The following is a 20,539-nucleotide window of genomic DNA, read 5'->3' as shown; positions in this document are numbered from 1 at the left end:
CATGCGCTTTTTAACCACCCTATACCTCAGCCTAGCATTGATGAGCACATCTGCTTTCGCGCAGAGTTTCCCGTCTTTTGTCTCCGAAGATCTCAACGGCAAAACCCACAGTCTGCCCGCTGACTTTCCGGGCAATCCGACGATTGTGTTCATCGCCTATAAACGCGGCCAACAACCTGATGTGGACAGCTGGGTCAACGCGTTGAACCTTGATCCAGATATAGGCCCTGAATTTGTAGAACTGCCTGTCGTTGGCTCGTTAACGCGCCTGATCAGCCCTGTTGTCGATAATGGTATGCGTTCTGGCATCGTCGACACATCGCTTCGTGCCCGCACGATCACGCTTTATGAAAATGCAAGCAAAGTGAACACACCTTTGGGCTTTGACGGGCGCGATGACATTCGCGTGCTTTTGGTGCGACCCACTGGCGAAGTCATATGGAAAACCTCTGGCCCCGCGACATCACAAGGCGTGGATGGTCTGAAAACTGTATATGCTCAGTCATTGAAAGAGCCATAAGCATCGCCCCTGTTAGCGAACGTTTAACCACCTGTGGACGAAAACGCGTAGAGGCGCATAATTTCGTTGCATGAAACAAGAATCAGGATTAAACGCGTCTGCGGGACACCTCTCCCCAACGAGAGGCTTATATCTGGAAGGATACCAGCAATGGCTATTCAAGCTCCGGCCACGCGGCCGGCTAACCCGCGTTTTTCTTCAGGCCCTTGTGCCAAAATCCCCAATTTTTCTTTGGACATGCTTGCTGATGCGCCCCTTGGTCGCTCGCACCGCGCTGCCGTTGGCAAATCCAAACTCAAAGACGCGATCGAAACTACGCGTGAAGTCTTGGGCATCCCCGCAGATTACAAAATCGGCATCGTTCCTGGCTCTGACACGGGCGCTGTTGAAATGGCGCTTTGGTCCCTTTTGGGCGAACGCAAAGCCACCATGGTTGCATGGGAAAGCTTCGGCGCTGGCTGGGTTTCCGATGTTGTCAAACAGTTGAAAATCGACGCCGACGAAAAAGTCGCTGACTACGGTGAGATCGTTGATTTCACTGAAATCGATTTCAACACAGACGTTGTTTTCACTTGGAACGGCACCACATCCGGCGTGCGCCTTCCAAATGCTGACGCGATCCCGGCTGACCGTGAAGGTCTAACAATCTGTGATGCAACATCTGCTGTTTTCGCTATGGATCTAGACTGGGACAAACTCGACGTCACAACATTCTCGTGGCAAAAAGCACTTGGTGGCGAAGCTGCTCACGGTGTGATCGTTTTGTCTCCACGTGCTGTTGCGCGTCTGGAAAGCTACACACCAGCTTGGCCACTGCCAAAAATCTTTCGCATGACCAAAGGTGGCAAATTGATCGACGGTATCTTTACCGGTGCGACGATCAACACGCCTTCCATGTTGGCCGTTGAAGACTATCTTGTTGCCTTGAACTGGGCAAAATCCATCGGTGGCCTCAAAGGTATGATCGATCGCGCAACGGCAAATGCGACAGCGATTTGGGATTTCTGCGCAGCCAAACCTTGGATTGCAAACCTTGCATCCGACCCTGCGACGGCGTCCACAACTTCTGTTTGCCTCAAGTTCACAGACGCACGTATTCAAGATGGTGCAGCCTTTGCCAAAGCCGTTGCGAAACGCTTGGAAGCTGAAGGCGTTGCTTTGGACATTGGTGCATACCGTGACGCGCCAGCTGGTCTGCGTATCTGGTGTGGCGGCACAGTTGAAACCTCTGACATCAAGGCGCTTTTACCTTGGCTCGAGTGGGCTTTCGAAGCTGAGATCGCTGCACAATAAGCTATCGCGTTTGACCGCATAGCTTGCAGGACAATTCTAAGGCGGCCAATGGCCCTGGTCGCCTTTTCCCAAATCAGAATTTATATAATGTAGGAGCCTCACATCATGGCACCCAAAGTACTCGTATCCGATAGCTTGTCTGAAACCGCTGTTCAGATTTTCCGTGACCGCGGCATCGAAGTTGATTTCGAACCCGCGCTCGGCAAAGACAAAGAAGCCCTCGCTGCCGTCATTGGTAAATACGACGGCCTTGCGATCCGCTCAGCCACCAAAGTGACCCCAAGCCTTTTGGAGCACGCCACCAACCTTAAAGTTGTTGGCCGCGCAGGCATCGGCACAGACAACGTGGATAAAGAAGCTTCTTCCAAAAAAGGCGTGATCGTGATGAACACGCCATTCGGCAACATGATCACAACAGCCGAGCACGCCATCGCGATGATGTTCGCTGTTGCACGTCAAATCCCAGAAGCGTCTGCATCTACACACGCCGGAAAATGGGAAAAGTCCAAATTCATGGGCGTTGAGTTGACCAACAAAACACTCGGCGTTATCGGCGCAGGCAACATCGGCGGCATCGTTTGCGACCGCGCACGTGGCCTGAAAATGAAAGTGATCGCTTACGATCCCTTCTTGTCCGCTGAACGCGCTGTTGAAATGGGCGTCGAGAAAGTTGAACTGGAAGACCTGCTTGCACGCGCTGATTTCATCACATTGCACGTGCCGCTTACAGACAGCACACGCAATATCTTGTCTGCTGAAAACTTGGCGAAAACCAAAAAAGGCGTACGTATCATCAACTGTGCGCGTGGCGGTCTGGTCGATGAAAACGCGCTAGCTGAGTTGTTAAAATCCGGCCACGTTGCTGGTGCAGCTTTGGATGTGTTCGCAGTTGAACCTGCCAAAGAAAACGTTCTGTTCGGTCTGCCAAATGTTGTCTGCACGCCACACTTGGGCGCGTCGACTTCTGAGGCACAAGAAAACGTGGCGCTACAAGTGGCTGAACAAATGTCCAACTACTTGCTCGACGGCGCTGTTGAGAACGCTTTGAACATGCCATCTATGTCAGCTGAAGAAGCCAAAATCATGGGCCCTTGGGTCACTTTGGCTGAAAATTTGGGCTCTTTCATCGGTCAAGTGACGGACGAGGCGATCAAAGAAATCAACGTCACATTCGACGGCGTTGCAGCGGAAATGAACCTGAAAGCGTTGGAAGCGGCGGTTATCGCAGGCATCATGCAAGCGGCAAACCCTGACGTGAATATGGTCTCAGCCCCTGTGATCGCCAAAGAGCGCGGCATCCAAATTTCAAAGACAACACAAGACGCGACAGGGTCGTTTGACGGCTACATCAAACTCGACATCCAAACTGTCGAAAAACACCGCACTATCGCGGGCACTGTGTTCTCTGACGGCAAGCCACGTTTCATCCAGATCAAAGGCATCACCATCGACTCTGAAGTTGGCGAACACATGCTTTACACAACCAACCAAGATGTCCCTGGAATTCTTGGTAAACTCGGTACACTCTTGGCCGAGCACGACGAAAACATCGCCAACTTTACTTTGGGCCGCACAGCCCCAGGTGGCGACGCGATTGCTGTGACTTTCTTGGACACGCCAATCAAAGCGACAACTGTAAAAGCGCTCAAAGACAGCGGATTGTTCCAGCACGTGCGCCCGCTGCACTTCAAAGCGTAAGCATTTACAAAACAATCACACGATATGAGCAAGGGCCGCTGGACATTCCAGCGGCCCTTCGCTTTTTATAGCGTCGAATGACGTTCACATGACAAAGGGTTAAAATATGCGCATTTATGCAATCGGAGACATCCATGGCCACATCTTGGAACTCAAAGCGGCTCATGCGCGTATCAAAGCCGACATGGAACGTGTCGGTGACACCACGGCCAAAATCGTTCATTTAGGTGACTACACAGACCGCGGTCCTGCCAGTCGCGACGTGATCGAATATATGATGGACGGTATGGCACGCGGTGAGCCGTGGATCGCGTTGCGCGGCAATCACGATCGCCTGTTCACCCGCTTCGTGCGCGACATGACCGCCTTTGACGACAATATGCCGCCAGAGCTGTCCTTTCTCAATCCACGCATCGGCGGCAACACAACCTTGGCGTCTTACGGCGTCACAACCGTGGATTACGAATTCGAAGCCGCATTCAAAGCCGCGCAAACAGCCGTCCCCAAAGCGCATCTCGATTTCATCGAAGGTCTGCCGCTCTACTATGAATGGGGCAAATATCTCTTCGTACATGCAGGCGTGAAACCCGGCGTGCCACTTGCGGAACAAACCGAAGAAGACCTGATGTGGATCCGCAAAGGCTGGCTCGATTATGAAGGCGATTTACCTTGGATGGTTGTGCATGGCCACACGGCTGTGAACCTGCCGTCGCACTATGGCAACCGCATCGATATCGACACAGGTGCGGGCTATGGCTGGCCGGTCACAGCCATAGTGATCGAGGGCGACAGCCAAGAAGTCGTGACGGACACAGGGCGCGCGCCCTTGACGCAAGCTGACCCAAAGAACCCCGCGCCCTTCGTCAAAAAGGTCAAACCGACACAATAATGACTTTCAATGCGAGCGCCAGCACAGGTCGCTCGCATTTTCCATAATGCGTTAACAATCTTTTCACCCAGTTCCGCCAATCTGGCGCAAAGCCCACGTAAACGTTCGTGGCGGGGATTGAAGAGGTTCACACATGTCAATCGACACACTTGCGCAAGAACGTCGCGCGCGTTTGGCAGCCGAGCGCTTGCTTGAGCTCAAACAGGCAGAGTTGTTTAACGCCAATAAAAAGCTGTCAAATCACGCACGCAATTTATCTGACGAAATCATCGTCAAACGCGAAGAAACGGCGGTGCTTCAAACCGAAAAAGTTCAGGTTATGGAAGACCTAGAACGCGCCAACAACGCTGTGCATATCGCCGAACGCCGCCTGTGGGATTCGATTGAAACCATCAAAGACGGTTTTGCCGTTTTTGATCCTTCCGACATTATGATCGCAGCCAATCCAGCCTATCTAAGTGTTTTTGATGGGCTAGAAGATGTGCGGCCAGGCATTTCATATTCCGAAATTTTGAGTCTTGCTGTTGAAGAAGGCATCGTCGATATCGGCGAGATGAGCCGCTCAGAATTTGTCGAGCAAGCCTTGCAACGCTGGCGCGCCCCAGCCCGTGAACCTCATACGATTAGGCTTTGGAACAATCAATTCGTCAAACTGGTCGATAGACGGTCTGCCGATGGTGATATGGTTTCGCTTGGCCTTAATATCACCGACTCCATACGATATGCCGCACGCCTTAAAGAAGCGACACGCAAAGCTGAATCTGCCAACCGCGCCAAATCAGCTTTTCTCGCCAACATGAGCCACGAAATTCGCACCCCGATGAACGGTATGGTTGGTATGGCCGCCCTCATGAGCGAAACAGACCTGACTGAAGAACAAAAACTCTACGTCGACACGATCAAAAACTCTGGCGAGGCTCTGCTCAGCCTGATCAATGATGTTCTAGACTTTTCCAAAATCGAAGCGTCAAAACTATCGCTGAACCCACATCCATTTGATCTGGAACGCTGCATCCAAGATGTGATCGTGTTGCTGCAACCTGTCGCCAAACAAAAGAACATCGATTTGATCGTCGACTACGATATGTTCATGCCCACCTCTTTTATCGGCGACCAAGGGCGTATGCGCCAAATTTTGACAAATCTCGTCGGCAACGCCGTCAAATTTACAGCTCGAGGCCACGTCATTATACGCGTTGTCGGTCTGCCCGAAGATGACGGAAAAAGCCAACGCGTCCATATCTCAATCGAAGACACCGGCATCGGCATCGCACCTGAAATGCGCTTACATATTTTTGGTGAGTTCAATCAAGTTGAAGACGAACGCAATCGAAAATTCGAAGGTACGGGTCTCGGGTTGGCGATCACCAAACAGCTGGTCACCCTCATGGGCGGCGATATTTGGGTCGACAGCGAGCAAGGCGTTGGCTCTTGTTTCGGATTTCACTGCACGATGGATGTGGTTGAAACTGTACAAGATGTGCCAGAACTCCCCGCGTGGATACACCGTGCATATATTGTGGATCACATCAGTGCCAACAGCGCCATTTTGGAAAAGCAACTCACCGCGATTGGATTCGATGTCACGCCAATTGACACTGGCGAAGCCCTGCTCGCTTCACCACTTGATGGAGATATTTACCTGCTCGACAACAATTTACCAGACACCGACTTGGGGGGATTGATTGCCAATATCAGAGCGCGAGACGTAACTGCGCCCGTGTTGCTTATGACCTCCGGCCCTGTGTCTGCAGCGGCCCTAGAGCATGACAATACAAGCACATTGCAAAAACCATTACTGCGTGCTGACCTTTGCCTTGCACTGTCTAAACTGCTGCCGGTCAAAACAAAATCCGAAGACCCCAACGGTCGCCTAATGCGCATTCTTGCGGCTGAGGACAACAAGACCAATCAATTGGTCTTTGGTAAGATGGTCAAAGATCTTGATATTGAATTACAATTTGCCAACAATGGACGCGAAGCCATTGAACTCTATGAAAGTTTCGATCCTGACATGATTTTCATGGACATTTCTATGCCCGGGGTCGACGGCAAAGAAGCGACGCGTGCCATTCGTGCGATCGAACTCACCAATGGACATCACATCCCGATTGTCGCGCTGACGGCGCACGCAATGGCTGGGGACGATCAAGAAATTTTAGCCGCAGGACTGGATCACTATATGACCAAACCCCTACGCAAGGCCGCGATAATCGATCAAATTCAACACTATAAACCTGTACATTGTCGGGCAATTTTGCCCGAAGAGTCCGCATCTGTTCAGTACAACGCCCAAACAAGCGTCATGGCCGGTGAATAACTTATGCGTTTTGAATAACCTCAAGCATAGCGTCACAAAAGCGCTCGGTCTGGCGAGGACCAACGAGTTTTTCAAAGGCTTTGATATCTCGTGGGCGTGACGATGCAATGCGAGACAGTTGTGCCGAGGTCATCGTCATAGGCTTTAAGGTTCCGCAAGCGCCGCGCGCCAGTTGATCATGAACGCCTTGCAATTGATCAAACAGATCACCGCCTCCGCTGGCTGCAAGCTTTCGGCGTGACGGGTGAATTTTTGCCGGCTCGGCCCCCAAGATAACCGACAAGAATGCATCGCCGTATTTTTCAAGTTTTTTGGCCCCAACGCCACCGACTTGCGCCATATCATCAAGGGTTTTAGGTCTAACTTCGGCCATCTCAATCAGGGTGCGATCCGCAAAAACCACGTAGGCAGGCACGCGCGCGTCTTCGGCCAGCGCACGACGCTTGGCTTTGAGCGCTGACAACAAGGGCGCGTCTTCATCTGACACCAGCGCTTTGGCAACAGGCCCGCCGCGATTGGCTTTCGCCAGCGTATCACGGCGCAGCGTCACATTGGCCTCACCGCGCAAAATCGGAACGGCGGGTTCAGTCATAAACAGCGCACCAAATCGATCAGGGTTTGGCCGCACCAAATCGATTCCCATCATTTGGCGGAAAATCGCATTCCATTGCCGCTTGTCGTATTCCTTACCAATCCCAAACACCGTCAAGGCGTCATGGTTCCACTGCTTCACCTTATCAGTCGAATTGCCGATCAGCACATCAATCAAATGCCCAACCCCAAAGCCCTCATCACAGCGCAAGACAGCCGACAGAGCTTTACGCACGGCCACTGTACCATCGAACAGGTCAGGTGGCGTATCGCACAGATCGCAAGTGCCACAGGGCTCAGGGTCTTCGCCAAAGTAAGACAGCAAGTTTTGGCGGCGACAAACCTGCGCCTCGGCAATGCCCAGCAAAGCGTTCAACCGCGCATGATCTGCAGCACGACGTTCAACTGGCGAGGGGCTTTCGTCAATCTGTGTGCGGCGAAAGCGGATATCATCGGGGCCGAACAATGTAAGCGTTTCCGCAGGTGCGCCATCGCGCCCAGCGCGTCCGATTTCTTGATAATAGGATTCAACAGATTTTGGCAGGTCGGCATGTGCGACCCAGCGAATATCTGGCTTATCGATCCCCATGCCAAAGGCCACTGTGGCGACCACGATCAATTCGTCTTCTTGCTGAAACCGACGCTCAGCATCACGACGCAAATCGCGATCCATACCACCATGATAGGCCAGTGCCATTTGCCCACCATCGTTGAGCGCTTTGGCAAGGCTTTCGGTTTTGGCTCGCGTTCCACAATACACAATGCCCGATTGGCCCTTACGGGCTTTGGCGAAATTCAGGATTTGCGCACGTGGACTGTCTTTAACAGCGAAAGCCAAATGAATGTTTGGTCGATCGAAACCACGCAAAAAAACTTCAGGCGTCTCACCATCAAACAGCCGCGTGTTGATTTCTTCTCGGGTTTCCGCATCGGCAGTGGCGGTGAAGGCCGCAAGTGGCACATTTAGGGCGCGGCGCAAATCACCGATGCGCAGATAATCAGGGCGAAAATCATGACCCCATTGGCTGACACAATGCGCTTCATCAACGGCGATCATCGAAACATTGGACCGGCGCAAAAGTGGTAAAGTTCCACCAGAGGCAAGGCGTTCGGGTGCCATATATAACAGTTTGAGGCGGCCCTCGCTAAGAGCAGCGAATACAGCGTCGGTTTCCTCGTCGGTGTTGCCTGATGTCAAAGCACCGGCTTCAACACCGACAGCTTTGAGCGCCTGTACCTGATCACGCATCAAGGCGATCAGAGGTGAAATCACAACAGTCAAACCATCACGTACCAAGGCAGGCAACTGAAAGCACAGCGATTTGCCGCCGCCGGTTGGCATAATTGCCAGCACGTTTTGACCTGCGGTGACAGCATCAACGATTTCTTCTTGGCCAGGGCGAAAGGCACTGAACCCAAAGACCGAAGACAAAAGAGTCTGCGTTTGTGACATGTGATCCTGCTGCTTATTGATTGGTAGCAGAATCGCACGTCACGCGCAGGGTCTCAAGGCCAGATCGACTTAGACAAGGATGTGAGCGTTATTGCGAATAATGATCTCGAGCGCGTAAATGCCCAAGAACGCAATCAAAGGCGCAAGGTCGAGACCGTTCATATCCGGCAAAATGCGACGAATGCGTGAATACATAGGCTCAAGCAAGCGATTAAGGCCTTCCCAAATTTGATAAACCAAAGGCTGGCGCAGGTTGAGTACTTGGAAATTGATCAACCAACTCATCGCAATGTGAACGATCATGACGAATTTAACGACGCCGAGGATCATAAGTAGAATTTGGATGAGTGAGAGCATGGATCATTTCCTATGTTTCGTGTGGTTTTACACCTAAGGTTTTGAGTCAAGCTTCGCAAGGCATAGGCATCACAATCGTACCGTCACGTCGCCATTGATTTTTTCAACCAGCCTTGTATTGGCTGTGCATATGTATCCAATTTTACGCATCGCCTTTAATCTTTTTAAGTTTCGCAAGGCCACAAAGCTTGGGCTATGGGACACCCATGTGTCGCATCACTATTGCTTGCCCGTCGACATAGATCTTTGGTGGGAGCTTAATAACGGGCGCACCTTAACGATTTATGATCTTGGCCGTATTCCCATGGCGTTGCGCAATGGCACGGCAAAGGCAAGCAAGACGGCAGGTTTGGGCACCGTCGTCGCAGGTGCCTCTGTCAGATATCGCAAGCGGATCACCATGTTTCAAAAGATCGAAATGCGGTCACGTCCGGTAGGGTTTGATGACAAGTTTTTCTATATAGAGCAGTCGATGTGGCTCGCGAATGGAGACTGCGCCAACCATATTCTGATCCGTGGCGCGGCTGTGAAAAACGGCAAAATGGTGCCGCCGATTGAACTGCTCAAACTTGTGGATCCTGATCTGAAACAAAGCCCTTTGCCCGATTGGGTGCAAGCTTGGGCAGACGCAGATAAAACGCGCCCTTGGCCACCGGCCCGTGATTAAGAACATGGTAACGCGCCTTAGCGTTTAGACGTTGCGTAACTTTGGTTTTGCCTGTTCTATCTCGATCAACAATGATCGGGGGATTGGGCATGGAAAACGTGAGCTTTAGCAAACGCATCAAGGGCTGGATGATGTATGATTGGGCAACACAACCCTATCATACATTGATTATTACCTTTGTTTTTGGGCCCTATTTTGCCGAGCAAGTCATCGCACACCTTAGCGCAAGCGGCCTTGATGAAGCCTCCGCCCGCGCGCAGGCACAATCCATTTGGGGCATGGGTCTAACGATTTCGGGACTTACGATTGCAATCCTCGCGCCAATTTTAGGTGCCATTGCCGATGGCACGGGGCGGCGTTTGCCTTGGATTTGGTTGTTCAGTGCTTGCTATACCGTTGGCGCGGCAGGCCTTTGGGTCGCAACACCGGACGATTTTCCAACAATCACGGTTTTGACATTTTTTATACTTGGCATGATAGGGGTCGAATTCACTACGATTTTCACCAACGCCATTTTGCCCAGTCTCGGCACAAAAGAAGAAATCGGCAAAGTGTCAGGCGACGGATGGGCGTGGGGCTATGTCGGCGGATTTGTTGCCTTAATCATCATGTTGTTATTCTTTGCCGAGAACAGCAATGGCGTCACGCTTTTAAACAAGGCTCCTTTGCTTGGGTTGAATCCAGACCTACGCCAGGGCACCCGCTTTGTTGGCCCCTACGTGGCCCTGTGGTTTATCATATCGATGATCCCGTTTTTTCTATGGGTCCGCGAACCGAAAAGCAGCGGCATCCACATTGCCGCAGCAGTCAAAACTGGCCTAATAAGCCTTGGTGCGACACTCAAAAGTCTGCCATCACGCAAATCACTCTTTGCTTATCTAATGTCCTCAATGTTTTACCGCGACGCGCTGAACGGTGTTTTCGCCTTTGGCGGCGTCTACGCATTGGGTGTGCTGGAATGGTCCGTGGTCAATGTCGGCGTCTTTGGCATTTTAGCTGTCTTGTCTGGCGCGGTGTTTACTTATGTTGGCGGTTACCAAGATAGGAAATATGGCCCTAAACCTGTCATCATTTTTTCCATCGTGGTCTTGATGGTTATCTGCACAGGGATCATTTCGATCACACCCGACAGTGTCTTGTTCATCCCTGTGGCGGCAAGCAGCAGCATTCCAGATATAGCGTTCTATATTTGCGGCGTGGGCTTAGGCGCAGTTGGCGGAATCATCCAATCAGCCAGCCGGACAATGATGGTTCGCCAAGCGGACCCTGAACGCATGACCGAAGCCTTCGGTTTGTTTGCTTTATCAGGCAAAGCGACGTCTTTTTTAGCACCAGCACTGATCGCCGCGGCAACAACAGTCAGCAATTCGCAACGTATGGGCATAACCCCGCTGATCGCGCTTTTCCTTATCGGGTTGGTGCTGTTAGTCTGGGTCAAACCCGATGGAGAAGAGGTAGGTTGATGCAGTTCAAAGTAATTGGTTTTCTTTTGTGTGCAGCACTTGCAGGCTGTGGAGGTGAAGACGATCCCTCCAAAGCAGAAACGCATGCCGTCAAACTGTCGTCCAGTGATCACAGATTGGCCAAGGACCTTTTTGGTCATGTTTCCACCGCCTCAAAACAGAACGCTGAATCCTTTGGTAGTTACGCGAAAGGCTGCGTCGGCGGCGCGGTTCAACTGCCAGAAACGGGCCCGACATGGCAAGCCATGCGCCTGTCGCGCAACCGCAACTGGGGCCAGCCGATTTTGATCGATTACCTAAAAGACCTATCACGCAAAGCTGCCGCACAACCCGGCTGGGAAGGTCTGTACATCGGCGATATGAGCCAACCACGTGGCGGCCCCATGTTAACCGGGCACGCAAGTCACCAAATTGGATTGGATGCCGATATCTGGATGCGTGCGCCCAAGCATCTCATGCTTACGGTCAATGACCGCGAACACATCTCATCTATCTCTATGCGCAAATCTGCAGGTGCTTTCGTCAACGATGAGTGGACAGAACAGCACCACAACATTCTCAAAGCTGCAGCAAGTGATCCTCGTGTCGCACGCATTTTCGTGTTTCCGGGCGCCAAAGTTCAAATGTGCAAAGACGAGAAAGGCGATCGCGCTTGGCTCAATAAAATTCGACCTTGGTATGGGCATCACTACCATTTCCACGTCCGCCTCAATTGCCCCAAAGGGGATAAATCTTGCGTCAATCAAGCGCCACCACCCAAGGGGGATGGCTGTGCGGATGCGCAAGATTGGGTGAACAACATTCTCAATCCTCCACCCCCAAAGCCAAAAGACCCCAACGCCCCCAAACCGCAACCCAAAGCGCCCATCACGCTTGCAACATTGCCGTCTCAATGCTCCGCAGTTCTCTCCTCGCGCTAGGTTTCATTGCCAGTTTTACGCAAAGCTTATTGGCTGAAACACAATACATCGGGTCATACCTTTGGACATCGAATGACGCGTTGCACGGCGGGTATTCGGGGCTGGAAGTGACGGCAGACGGCACGTCTTTTACCGCGTTGTCAGATCATGGCAGTATCGCTACAGGTCAGTTTTTGCGCGACACTATGGGCGTGATAACGGATGCCATCACCACAAATCTACTGGGCTTAAAGGGCGAAGCGCAGGATGAACTCAGGTACGTCTTACAAGACTCCGAAGGCTTGGCCATTGCAGACGATGGACAGATTTATGTCAGCTTCGAAGGAAAGCATAGAGTGTGGAAATACGCGTCAAATACCAGTCGCGCAACAAACATGCCACAACATCCAGCCTTTGAAAAACTACAATCAAACTCGTCACTTGAAGCGCTCGCCATCACCAAATCTGGCGAATTATTGACTGTGCCGGAAAGATCAGGGGGCGAGACTGTTCCCTTTCCCCTTTACCGCTTTGATGGCAAGGCATGGGACATCATCTCTTCCATTCCAAGGCGCGGAAACTACCTGCCTGTAGGGATGGATATAGGTCCTGATGGTAAGCTTTACCTGCTCGAACGTTGGTTCCGTGGCATTGGGTTTTCATCACGTGTGCGGCGGTTCGATATGGAAGATACAGATCTAACCAATGAAATCACTTTGCTTGAATCCGGTCTTGGCGCTCATGACAATCTAGAAGGCATCGCCGTATGGCATGACGGCACGAGTATCCGTTTGACCATGATTTCAGACGACAATTTCAAACCCTTCCAAGTCACCGAGTTTGTCGAATACCGCGTCACCGATTAGACTTGATTTCCCTATTTTTAAAGGGTATCTGCCCGCATCGCCTCATCCGAGGCCGAGTTGCCGTCACCTTCGATAAAAAACGGAATTTATCATGAAGCATATCCTACCTGGCATTCTTGCCATGGCCGCCATCGTTGTGGCCTCTAATATCCTCGTTCAGTTTCTCATCCTTGATGGGCTTCTCACATGGGGAGCTTTCACCTATCCTTTTGCCTTTCTTGTGACCGATCTGATGAACCGCATTTATGGCGCGAATGCTGCGCGTAAAGTGATCTTTGCGGGCTTTATTGCAGGGATCATTTGCTCGCTTATTGGCACCCAAATCACCCTGCAAGGTGATGGATACACCTATTCTGCTGTCGCGTTACGTGTCGCTGTTGGCTCTGCTGCTGCATTTTTAATCGCACAGCTTGTGGACGTGTTTGTTTTCAATCGCTTGCGTGCAGGTAACTGGTGGAAAGCGCCGCTGGTGTCGTCTGTTATCGGGTCCGCTCTGGACACTGCGATCTTTTTCTCAATCGCTTTTTCTCAGTCTATTCAATGGTTTGGTGAAAATTCAGACATGGAGATCAACTGGGCATGGGACAGCGTTCCCCTGCTGACTTTCGGCACAGATGCCCCGCTTTGGGTGTCTTTGGCCCTTGCAGATTGGGGTATAAAGCTTACGCTTGCGCTGATCGCACTGGTGCCGTTTCGCATTATTTTACGTCGCCTTCACACAGATGTCGTATAATTTTACTTGCCATATACCAAATCTATGCCACGATACCCCTATCGGCAAACAATCGAAAGGAGGTGGACCAGTGTCTAGAGTTATTACGGTGAATGAGGTCAAGACAGTTGAGAGGGCCGCCGTTTAGAGGCAATCCTGTAGACGAAACACTCTCAATTGGGCAACCTAACTGGCCCATTTCCTAAATTCTCGAAGGGTTGTCTTATCTAGGCAACCCTTTTAGATTTTCCCCCTGTTTGATAAACTTGCACGCCTTTGTGGCGCGTGTTTGTAAAAGTTACACGGTTTGACCCTGTGCCACTTTACATGTTTTAAAGGTGTCACGGATACCTATCGCAGCCTCACCGCTCATACGTGCTGCCCACAACCCCACGGACCACACCCATGTCACTGCGCATCACCGAGACCATCGAGCTGGCCGATTGGGAGTTATCTGAAAGCTTCATGCGCGCCTCTGGCCCCGGTGGACAGAACGTCAACAAAGTGTCCTCGGCTGTTGAACTGCGGTTCGAGGCCGAACGATCCCCCAACCTGCCCCCCGCTATCAAAATCCGCCTGCGCAAATTGGCAGGCCGCCGCTGGACCAAAGACGGCGCGATCATTTTGCAATGCGATGAGTCACGATCCCAAGTCCGCAACCGCGAACTGATCCGCGAGCGCCTTGTCGCGCTGATCAAACAAGCCACTGAGCGGCCGAAGTTTCGGGTCAAGACCAAACCGACCAAAGGATCGGTGCGCAGACGTTTGGACGGCAAGAAGAAACGAGGAGAGATCAAGGCGTTGCGTGGGCGGGTGGAGTGATCCGAGATCAACATTAGCAATTTGGCAGTACATTGCCGTTAAAACTTGACACTCCAGCGAGAGCTTGATTCAAATAGGTACGCAAATGAAGAGAGTAAACCATGAGTGAACCAAAATATGGACTTCTCAGTGGCGACGCATTGCAGCTAATTGCGGACCGAGCAGTAGATTCATTTGAAGTTGAAGCTCAAGCATTTTTGTCAAGCCGCGATAAACCTTCTATTCGCTCTGGCAGCTTAGTTAATAAGCTTCAAAAGTTTTTTAAGGACGATGATCTGGCAAAGGCACTTGCCAGTCAGTTGGTTGCGCTTGCGGTAATGTCACGAATAGAACGACGAAGTGTCGAGGTTGTTTGCGCTGATATTATCAGTTCATTGAAGTACAATAGTGTTGATGAGAAAGCGCAAGCTTGGTTTGAACAAAAAGCATCCGTTTTTACATCTTTGACAAGCAGCGATGACGTTAAATTAGTTGCAAAAACTTTACACTTAGGCACAGATTTTCCAAAGTTGTTTACAAATGCCTTTATTCTCACCGACATTCGGCCAATTTTTGACAAGACTAGGGAAGCAATAGCTGGCGGGATAGTGACTCAATCAATTAAAATTCACTACTTAAGCTCTGAAGAAGGTTCCGATAGCCACGAAATTACTCTTTCGCTTGACGACGATGACATTGAGAAACTATTAAAGGAACTTCAGAAGGCTAAGAAAAAATCCAAGGTGGCCGCGAAGTTCGTGAAAAGCTCACTTGGAGAAAACGGTTTTGTATTAGGGGAGGATAGTTATGGCTTTAGTTGAACACATCGATACGCCACAAAAACCTCGCCACATAAATAAAAAATTTACAGTTGCGCCCCGCGGAAAAGTCTATGTTTTCGGGGAGCCAAAACTGGAAATACGTAGATTTTCCAATCATGTTCAGATCGTCAGCTTTGAAAAAGTAGCTGCACAAGCTCGCAGGCCGATCGAAACTCGACAGACCACTCAGGTACCTTTGTGGTTGCCAGCTCTTTTCGCAGCACTAGGAACAGCAGCCTTCAGCGTTAGCATTGTATACCTTATGGTTTTTGTTACGGCTATGTCGGGCGGAATAACGGTCCAAGACCTAGGAAGTCTCATTACGATAATGACACTAACTCTAATTTCAGGCGCGTTTTGGAAAATTGCTTTACAGATAAGAGAAAAATGCGCAGTAACTCGGATGAAAAAAATAGCAGAATTGGCCTAACAATATCTATTGTTGGGGCTGCGCTTACCGTTGGGTACTGGTTTTTGCTATACGCAAAGCCAAATCATGTGCATCCCGCGATAGAAACATTTGAGGCTAAAGCTATACTCGCTGGGTTAATGCCGATTCTGCTTTGCTGTGTTGGCCTACTTCTCCTAAATATATTCCATACCCCCAGCGTAAGGAGATATGTCGCTAGGGCAACCAACATGGTATTCGCTCTTAGCATTACATGCTCAGGTTTCGCTGTATTCGGATGGCCACAGATTTTGGAAATTCAGGTCAATAAAGAAAATGGCATAAACGCGAGATTTTCAATCCAAGATACTGCTTCAGATGTATCAGCAATTCTGGTTCCATTCCTAATAAGCATTGTAGCACTTTGCCTAGTCTATGCTTTGGCTGCGTATTTGGAAAAGCTTGACATAATTTAGCTACCTAAACCACCACATCCTGCGCGACCTGCTCCCCAACCCCAAATACCCGTTTATAGCGCGCGACTTCATCGGCGGGGCCCATGGCCTTGTTCGGGTTGTCGGAGAGTTTCACCGTTGGACGGCCGTTAGCTTCCACGGCTTTACACACGATCGAAAACGGCGCGAGGGCGTTGTTTTCGGTTAACCCTCGGAAATCGTTGGTCAGCAGGGTGCCCCAGCCGAAAGACGTGCGCACGCGGCCAGCGAATTGGCTGTGCAACTCGATGATTTTATCGGTGTCTAAGCCATCTGAGAAAATCACCAGTTTTTGGGTCGGGTCTTCTCCACGGCTTTTCCACCAGTTGATCGCGTTTTCAGCGCCCGTCGCGGGATCGCCTGAATCGATGCGGATGCCTGTCCAGCCCGCAAGCCAATCGGGAGCGCCCGCAAGGAAGCCTTTGGTGCCGTAGGTATCGGGCAGGATGATGCGCAGGTTGCCATCGTGCTCCTCATGCCAATCGGACAGCACATCATAGGGCGCACGGGCCAAAGCGGCATCGTCTTGGGCCAAGGCGGAATAGATCATCGGCAGCTCATGCGCGTTTGTGCCCACGGCTTCGAGGTCGTTTTTCATGGCGATGTGGCAGTTAGAGGTGCCCACGAATTTATCGCCCAGCCCCTCGCCCATGGCTTGGACGCACCAGTCTTGCCACAGGTAAGAATGCCTGCGACGGGTGCCAAAATCAGCGATGCGCAGGCCGTCATGGGGTTTGAGCAGCTCGATCTTTTCCCACAGTTTGGTCATGGCGCGGGCGTATAGGATTTGCAGTTCGAACTTGTCCATATGGCCGGTGACAGCGCGAGATCGCAGCTCCATCAGAATAGACAAAGCAGGGATTTCCCACAGCATGACCTCGGGCCAAGAGCCTTCAAAAGTGAGCTCATATTGGCCATCGATTTTTTCGAGGTGATAAGGCGGAAGGCGCAGGTTTTCGAACCATTCCATGAAATCAGGGCGGAACATCTGGCGTTTGCCGTAGAATGTATTGCCCCGCAACCAAGTGCTTTCGCCCCGCGACAAAGAGAGGGAGCGCACATGGTCGAGTTGTTCGCGCAGTTCGCCTTCATCGATCATATCCGCAAGACGGATGTTTTTGGCGCGATTGATGAGGGAAAAGGTGACTTGGGTGTCGGGTTTGTTGCGAAACACCGATTGACACATCAGCATTTTGTAGAAATCGGTATCGATCAAGGACCGCACGATGGGGTCGATTTTCCATTTGTGATTGTAAACGCGTGTGGCGATATCGACCATCTCAGAGCTCCCTTTATGCAAGATGGTTAAAGCAGGCGGGCGGTGGGTTTGGCAAGCTGTGTCAGGGCTAGATTACAAGAGCGCATGATCAGCAGAGGCATTTTTTTTGCTTATGGTTCGACGGTGATTTGCCTCGCGTAGACATTTTGCATACCTTTGCGTGCTATCAGCCGTGTGTCCTTACTTGAAAGATGTCTCATGCCCCCCTTTTTACGTGCTGTTTTGCTGATCATTTGCACCACTTTAACGCTGCCATCCGTGGGGGTTGCCCAAGGCGACTACTGGGAATTTGGTGATTGGCGCGTCATGGTCGACGAGGTGGATACAGGCGAAGATCTGCGCCGCACCTGTACTATGGTGACAGGTGGTGACGGCGATATGAGCGCGGTTTTGACGATCAGCAATGGCGACGCGGGCCCGCCTGACTATTTCCCCGAACTGATGATCAGCGACCACGCCATTCGACATCACAGCACGGTGCTGAAGCAGGACGCGCCGCTTTATCTGCACTTTGACGACGAGGATGTGATCGACGGCTCCATCATCCAATACATCGACGCCGAAGGGTTTCAACACGCCGAGGCGCGGTTCCCGCAGGCCCATAGTCAATGGGTGCTGCTGGCAATGAAACGCAACAACCAAATGGATGTGATGATGAACAACACCCGCGTCCACGTCTTTTCACTGAGCGGGTTTTCAGCGTCCTATCTGAAAATGGTTGATGAATGCGGCTTCACCGACATGGGTGTTTTGGACCGACCGTAACCACGGGTCGAAGCCGCTCCTCCTGCAGGATAAAACCCCGTTTCACAGCGCAGGACCGATCCCAGTTATCACTGCGTTTTTGCGATTAAATAGGGTCTAAAGCAGTAAAAAGGACATCCTAACTGTGTTGTGAATCACCCTCTCTGCGAGATGTTTGAGAGCCGATTCTAGCGTTTCTGGTGCTATCAATTAGGCTTCATCCCCGCCAACACAGATGATGTCATCTTGGATACGCGATCCTGCACGCCGCATAATATTCAAAGCTATGACAGTTACCCAAAAGACGCGACCGAGGCACTGTCGTTGGCGCGAATTTGCGCCCTTGGCAGTACAATTGACTTAAGCTTTTGTCTCACACATGTCTTGGCTTTTCATGGCAACTGGCTACACAACACTGAAAACGGCCACGCAAAACATAGCCCCGAAAGACATGTGAAAACCGCACAAGTTCAGGTGTTTCAGCAGAGCGGCTATCAAGCCAGTCGCGTGCGACCCAAATGACGCTCGCCCCGTTCCCGAGACAGTGCCATCTGTTTTTGACGCTCGCGAAAGCGCTCTTTGCGGTCTTCGTCAAATTCATCGACACATTGGTGGCACGAGACGCCCATTTCAAACTCGGGGCGATTTTTGTCTTCGGGCAAAATCGGGCGACGGCAGGCGTGGCACAATTCATGCGGGCCTTCGGTCAATCCGTGACCGATGGACACGCGCTGATCAAAGACGAAACATTCGCCTTCCCACAGACTTTTCTCTTCGGGCATTTCTTCCAAGTATTTCAAGATGCCGCCCTTGAGGTGAAACACGTCTTCCACGCCTTGCTGCATTAAATAGTTGGTCGATTTTTCGCACCGAATGCCGCCAGTACAAAACATGGCGATGCGTTTGTTGTGAAAGCGGTCTTTATTTTCTTCCCACCATTTCGGGAAATCGCGGAAGGTCGGCGTTTTAGGGTCAATCGCGCCTTTGAACGTACCGATGCCGACCTCGTAATCATTGCGCGTATCGATCACCGCCACATCAGGCGCCGAAATCAATTCGTTCCATTCCTCAGGCGAGCAATAGTTGCCCACAGCCGCGCGCGGATCGACATTGGGTTGCCCCATGGTGACGATCTCTTTTTTCAATCGCACTTTAATTTTGCCAAAGGGCTGATCTTGCGCCGTCGACAGCTTGAATTCGAAATCGGCACAGCCTGGCAGGGCACGAATATGCGCCACGACTTTGTCAATCGCAGCCGGCGTCGGTCCAGCCACGGTGCCATTGATGCCCTCATGTGCGAGCAGCAAAGACCCGGTGATCCCCTCGGCCTGACATAGGTCCAGCAAAGGCCCTTGAATGTCGGCGGGGGTTTCAAAACGGGTGAAGTGATATAAGGCGCAAACTGTAAACATGGCGTTTCAATACGCCCCAAATGCGCTCAGATCAAGTGCGCCGCGCGCGCAGGCCTGCGGCAAATATGGCTCTATGCTTGACCTCGCGGTCCATTGGCGTACCAACTAAAGCAACTCAAGAAAGGTTCCCCTATGCATCCTCAAAACCAAGCCCTGATTGTCATCGATGTTCAAAACGATTTTTGCCCAAATGGCGCATTGGCAGTCACTGGCGGCGATGAGATCGTCGCAGGAATCAATGCTTTGATGGATGACTTCAGTGCTGTGATTCTGACCCAAGATTGGCACCCTGCGGGGCACAGCTCTTTCGCCAGCACCCATAACGCCGACCCTTTCACCACTTATGACGCCCCCTATGGCCCCCAAGTGCTTTGGCCCGATCATTGCATTCAAGGCACTCAAGGTGCCGCGTTTCACAAAGACCTGCGCACCCACGGCGATTTGATCATCCGCAAGGGGTACACCCCCGCCATAGACAGCTATTCCGCGTTTTTCGAGAACGATAAAACAACGCCCACAGGGTTAGAGGGCTACCTGCGCGCCCGGGGCATCGACAGCGTTACCATCGTCGGACTCGCCCTTGACTATTGCGTGAACTATTCCGCCCAAGACGCGGCAAAACTGGGGTTCAAAACCACAGTTGTCACAGACCTCTGCCGCGCCATTGATGCAAGCACCGAAGCCACAGCCCGCGCCGAGATGGTGGCGCTGGGGGTTGTGGTGAAATAAGGCAAATTTCAGGTATCCGACCGGACACGTCACATGTCCGGTCGGAAAGTCATTTTAGTGGTGTGCGTGACCTGCCTCAGTGATGTTCAATCCAGGTGCCGGTTCCGCGACACCATGTCCATCATGGCCTTCGACGGGTTCGT

Annotated in this window: 19 protein-coding genes; 15 read left to right on the top strand and 4 right to left on the bottom strand. The window is 51.5% G+C overall.

The annotated features are described in order from the left end of the window. Position 1 precedes the first annotated feature (1 nt). From KO497_RS03650 to KO497_RS03630, 5 genes are all read left to right on the top strand, one after another. A complete protein-coding gene (locus tag KO497_RS03650) occupies positions 2–520 on the top strand; it encodes a hypothetical protein (RefSeq protein WP_215942608.1) in 519 nt (172 codons plus the stop codon). A 150-nt stretch (positions 521–670) separates the two neighbouring features. Next, on the top strand, positions 671–1,813 hold the full coding sequence (locus KO497_RS03645) for a phosphoserine transaminase (protein WP_215942607.1): 1,143 nt from the start codon (positions 671–673) through the stop codon (positions 1,811–1,813). A gap of 105 nt (positions 1,814–1,918) precedes the next feature. After that, the gene (gene serA / locus KO497_RS03640; RefSeq protein ID WP_215942606.1) at positions 1,919–3,511 is read left to right on the top strand and encodes a phosphoglycerate dehydrogenase; all 1,593 of its coding nucleotides are present in this window, start codon (positions 1,919–1,921) and stop codon (positions 3,509–3,511) included. Positions 3,512–3,617: 106 nt separating this feature from the next. Then, the gene (locus KO497_RS03635) at positions 3,618–4,400 is read left to right on the top strand and encodes a metallophosphoesterase (protein WP_215942605.1); all 783 of its coding nucleotides are present in this window, start codon (positions 3,618–3,620) and stop codon (positions 4,398–4,400) included. A 133-nt stretch (positions 4,401–4,533) separates the two neighbouring features. After that, on the top strand, positions 4,534–6,720 hold the full coding sequence (locus tag KO497_RS03630) for a response regulator (RefSeq protein ID WP_215942604.1): 2,187 nt from the start codon (positions 4,534–4,536) through the stop codon (positions 6,718–6,720). A 1-nt stretch (position 6,721) separates the two neighbouring features. Here the strand turns inward: KO497_RS03630 and recQ are convergent, their stop codons facing one another. Both recQ and KO497_RS03620 read right to left on the bottom strand, forming a co-directional pair. Continuing rightward, a complete protein-coding gene (gene recQ, locus KO497_RS03625) occupies positions 6,722–8,764 on the bottom strand; it encodes a DNA helicase RecQ (protein ID WP_215942603.1) in 2,043 nt (680 codons plus the stop codon). 69 nt (positions 8,765–8,833) lie between these two features. Next, a complete protein-coding gene (locus KO497_RS03620; protein WP_215942602.1) occupies positions 8,834–9,121 on the bottom strand; it encodes a YggT family protein in 288 nt (95 codons plus the stop codon). A gap of 130 nt (positions 9,122–9,251) precedes the next feature. Between KO497_RS03620 and KO497_RS03615 the strand changes: the two genes are divergently transcribed. The 8 genes from KO497_RS03615 to KO497_RS03580 all read left to right on the top strand — a co-directional run bounded on the left by KO497_RS03615 (position 9,252) and on the right by KO497_RS03580 (position 15,780). Further along, positions 9,252–9,788: an acyl-CoA thioesterase gene (locus tag KO497_RS03615; RefSeq protein WP_215942601.1), complete on the top strand. Its 537-nt coding sequence runs from the start codon at positions 9,252–9,254 to the stop codon at positions 9,786–9,788. A gap of 89 nt (positions 9,789–9,877) precedes the next feature. After that, positions 9,878–11,251 (top strand): MFS transporter, encoded by a 1,374-nt coding sequence (locus tag KO497_RS03610; protein ID WP_215942600.1) that lies wholly within the window; start codon positions 9,878–9,880, stop codon positions 11,249–11,251. Beyond that, positions 11,251–12,171 carry a penicillin-insensitive murein endopeptidase gene (mepA, locus tag KO497_RS03605; RefSeq protein WP_215942599.1) on the top strand — a complete coding sequence of 307 codons (921 nt, stop codon included), beginning with the start codon at positions 11,251–11,253 and terminating at the stop codon, positions 12,169–12,171. The genes KO497_RS03610 and mepA overlap by 1 nt, the downstream gene beginning before the upstream one ends. Further along, positions 12,144–13,016 carry an esterase-like activity of phytase family protein gene (locus KO497_RS03600; protein WP_215942598.1) on the top strand — a complete coding sequence of 291 codons (873 nt, stop codon included), beginning with the start codon at positions 12,144–12,146 and terminating at the stop codon, positions 13,014–13,016. Before mepA ends, KO497_RS03600 begins: the two co-directional genes overlap by 28 nt. A 91-nt stretch (positions 13,017–13,107) precedes the next feature. Further along, positions 13,108–13,749 (top strand): queuosine precursor transporter, encoded by a 642-nt coding sequence (locus tag KO497_RS03595; RefSeq protein ID WP_215942597.1) that lies wholly within the window; start codon positions 13,108–13,110, stop codon positions 13,747–13,749. A 384-nt stretch (positions 13,750–14,133) separates the two neighbouring features. Then, complete coding sequence (gene arfB, locus KO497_RS03590) at positions 14,134–14,550, top strand: alternative ribosome rescue aminoacyl-tRNA hydrolase ArfB (RefSeq protein ID WP_215942596.1); 417 nt, start codon at positions 14,134–14,136, stop codon at positions 14,548–14,550. A 101-nt stretch (positions 14,551–14,651) separates the two neighbouring features. Then, a complete protein-coding gene (locus KO497_RS03585; protein ID WP_215942595.1) occupies positions 14,652–15,350 on the top strand; it encodes a hypothetical protein in 699 nt (232 codons plus the stop codon). Further along, the gene (locus tag KO497_RS03580; protein ID WP_215942594.1) at positions 15,337–15,780 is read left to right on the top strand and encodes a hypothetical protein; all 444 of its coding nucleotides are present in this window, start codon (positions 15,337–15,339) and stop codon (positions 15,778–15,780) included. Before KO497_RS03585 ends, KO497_RS03580 begins: the two co-directional genes overlap by 14 nt. A gap of 438 nt (positions 15,781–16,218) precedes the next feature. On the opposite strand, the gene pncB is transcribed toward KO497_RS03580, so the two are convergent. Beyond that, positions 16,219–17,511, bottom strand: a complete 1,293-nt coding sequence (gene pncB, locus KO497_RS03575) for a nicotinate phosphoribosyltransferase (RefSeq protein ID WP_215942593.1) — start codon at positions 17,509–17,511, stop codon at positions 16,219–16,221. Between the two features lie 198 nt (positions 17,512–17,709). Between pncB and KO497_RS03570 the strand changes: the two genes are divergently transcribed. Continuing rightward, complete coding sequence (locus KO497_RS03570; RefSeq protein WP_215942592.1) at positions 17,710–18,276, top strand: hypothetical protein; 567 nt, start codon at positions 17,710–17,712, stop codon at positions 18,274–18,276. 473 nt (positions 18,277–18,749) lie between these two features. On the opposite strand, the gene trhO is transcribed toward KO497_RS03570, so the two are convergent. After that, positions 18,750–19,667, bottom strand: coding sequence for an oxygen-dependent tRNA uridine(34) hydroxylase TrhO (gene trhO / locus KO497_RS03565; RefSeq protein WP_215942591.1), 918 nt, complete (start codon positions 19,665–19,667; stop codon positions 18,750–18,752). Positions 19,668–19,799: 132 nt separating this feature from the next. Here trhO and pncA point away from each other — a divergent pair, with 132 nt between their 5' ends. After that, positions 19,800–20,396, top strand: a complete 597-nt coding sequence (gene pncA / locus KO497_RS03560; RefSeq protein WP_215942590.1) for a bifunctional nicotinamidase/pyrazinamidase — start codon at positions 19,800–19,802, stop codon at positions 20,394–20,396. Positions 20,397–20,539 lie beyond the last annotated feature (143 nt).

Source organism: Pacificibacter marinus, from assembly GCF_018860665.1.
Lineage (GTDB): Bacteria > Pseudomonadota > Alphaproteobacteria > Rhodobacterales > Rhodobacteraceae > Celeribacter > Celeribacter marinus_A.
Note: the sequence above shows the minus strand (reverse complement) of the source record. Positions and strands in the feature narration are given on the sequence as shown.

Bases quoted from the DNA above. Each gene is read 5' to 3' on its own strand.
- recQ (WP_215942603.1), bottom strand. From the start codon at position 8,764: ATGTCACAAACGCAGACTCTTTTGTCTTCGGTCTTTGGGTTCAGTGCC.
- KO497_RS03595 (WP_215942597.1), top strand. From the start codon at position 13,108: ATGAAGCATATCCTACCTGGCATTCTTGCCATGGCCGCCATCGTTGTG.
- KO497_RS03610 (WP_215942600.1), top strand. From the start codon at position 9,878: ATGGAAAACGTGAGCTTTAGCAAACGCATCAAGGGCTGGATGATGTAT.
- KO497_RS03630 (WP_215942604.1), top strand. From the start codon at position 4,534: ATGTCAATCGACACACTTGCGCAAGAACGTCGCGCGCGTTTGGCAGCC.
- pncB (WP_215942593.1), bottom strand. From the start codon at position 17,511: ATGGTCGATATCGCCACACGCGTTTACAATCACAAATGGAAAATCGAC.
- KO497_RS03635 (WP_215942605.1), top strand. From the start codon at position 3,618: ATGCGCATTTATGCAATCGGAGACATCCATGGCCACATCTTGGAACTC.
- KO497_RS03580 (WP_215942594.1), top strand. From the start codon at position 15,337: ATGGCTTTAGTTGAACACATCGATACGCCACAAAAACCTCGCCACATA.
- serA (WP_215942606.1), top strand. From the start codon at position 1,919: ATGGCACCCAAAGTACTCGTATCCGATAGCTTGTCTGAAACCGCTGTT.
- KO497_RS03645 (WP_215942607.1), top strand. From the start codon at position 671: ATGGCTATTCAAGCTCCGGCCACGCGGCCGGCTAACCCGCGTTTTTCT.
- KO497_RS03650 (WP_215942608.1), top strand. From the start codon at position 2: ATGCGCTTTTTAACCACCCTATACCTCAGCCTAGCATTGATGAGCACA.
- KO497_RS03620 (WP_215942602.1), bottom strand. From the start codon at position 9,121: ATGCTCTCACTCATCCAAATTCTACTTATGATCCTCGGCGTCGTTAAA.
- pncA (WP_215942590.1), top strand. From the start codon at position 19,800: ATGCATCCTCAAAACCAAGCCCTGATTGTCATCGATGTTCAAAACGAT.
- mepA (WP_215942599.1), top strand. From the start codon at position 11,251: ATGCAGTTCAAAGTAATTGGTTTTCTTTTGTGTGCAGCACTTGCAGGC.
- arfB (WP_215942596.1), top strand. From the start codon at position 14,134: ATGTCACTGCGCATCACCGAGACCATCGAGCTGGCCGATTGGGAGTTA.
- KO497_RS03585 (WP_215942595.1), top strand. From the start codon at position 14,652: ATGAGTGAACCAAAATATGGACTTCTCAGTGGCGACGCATTGCAGCTA.
- trhO (WP_215942591.1), bottom strand. From the start codon at position 19,667: ATGTTTACAGTTTGCGCCTTATATCACTTCACCCGTTTTGAAACCCCC.
- KO497_RS03600 (WP_215942598.1), top strand. From the start codon at position 12,144: ATGCTCCGCAGTTCTCTCCTCGCGCTAGGTTTCATTGCCAGTTTTACG.
- KO497_RS03570 (WP_215942592.1), top strand. From the start codon at position 17,710: ATGCCCCCCTTTTTACGTGCTGTTTTGCTGATCATTTGCACCACTTTA.
- KO497_RS03615 (WP_215942601.1), top strand. From the start codon at position 9,252: ATGTATCCAATTTTACGCATCGCCTTTAATCTTTTTAAGTTTCGCAAG.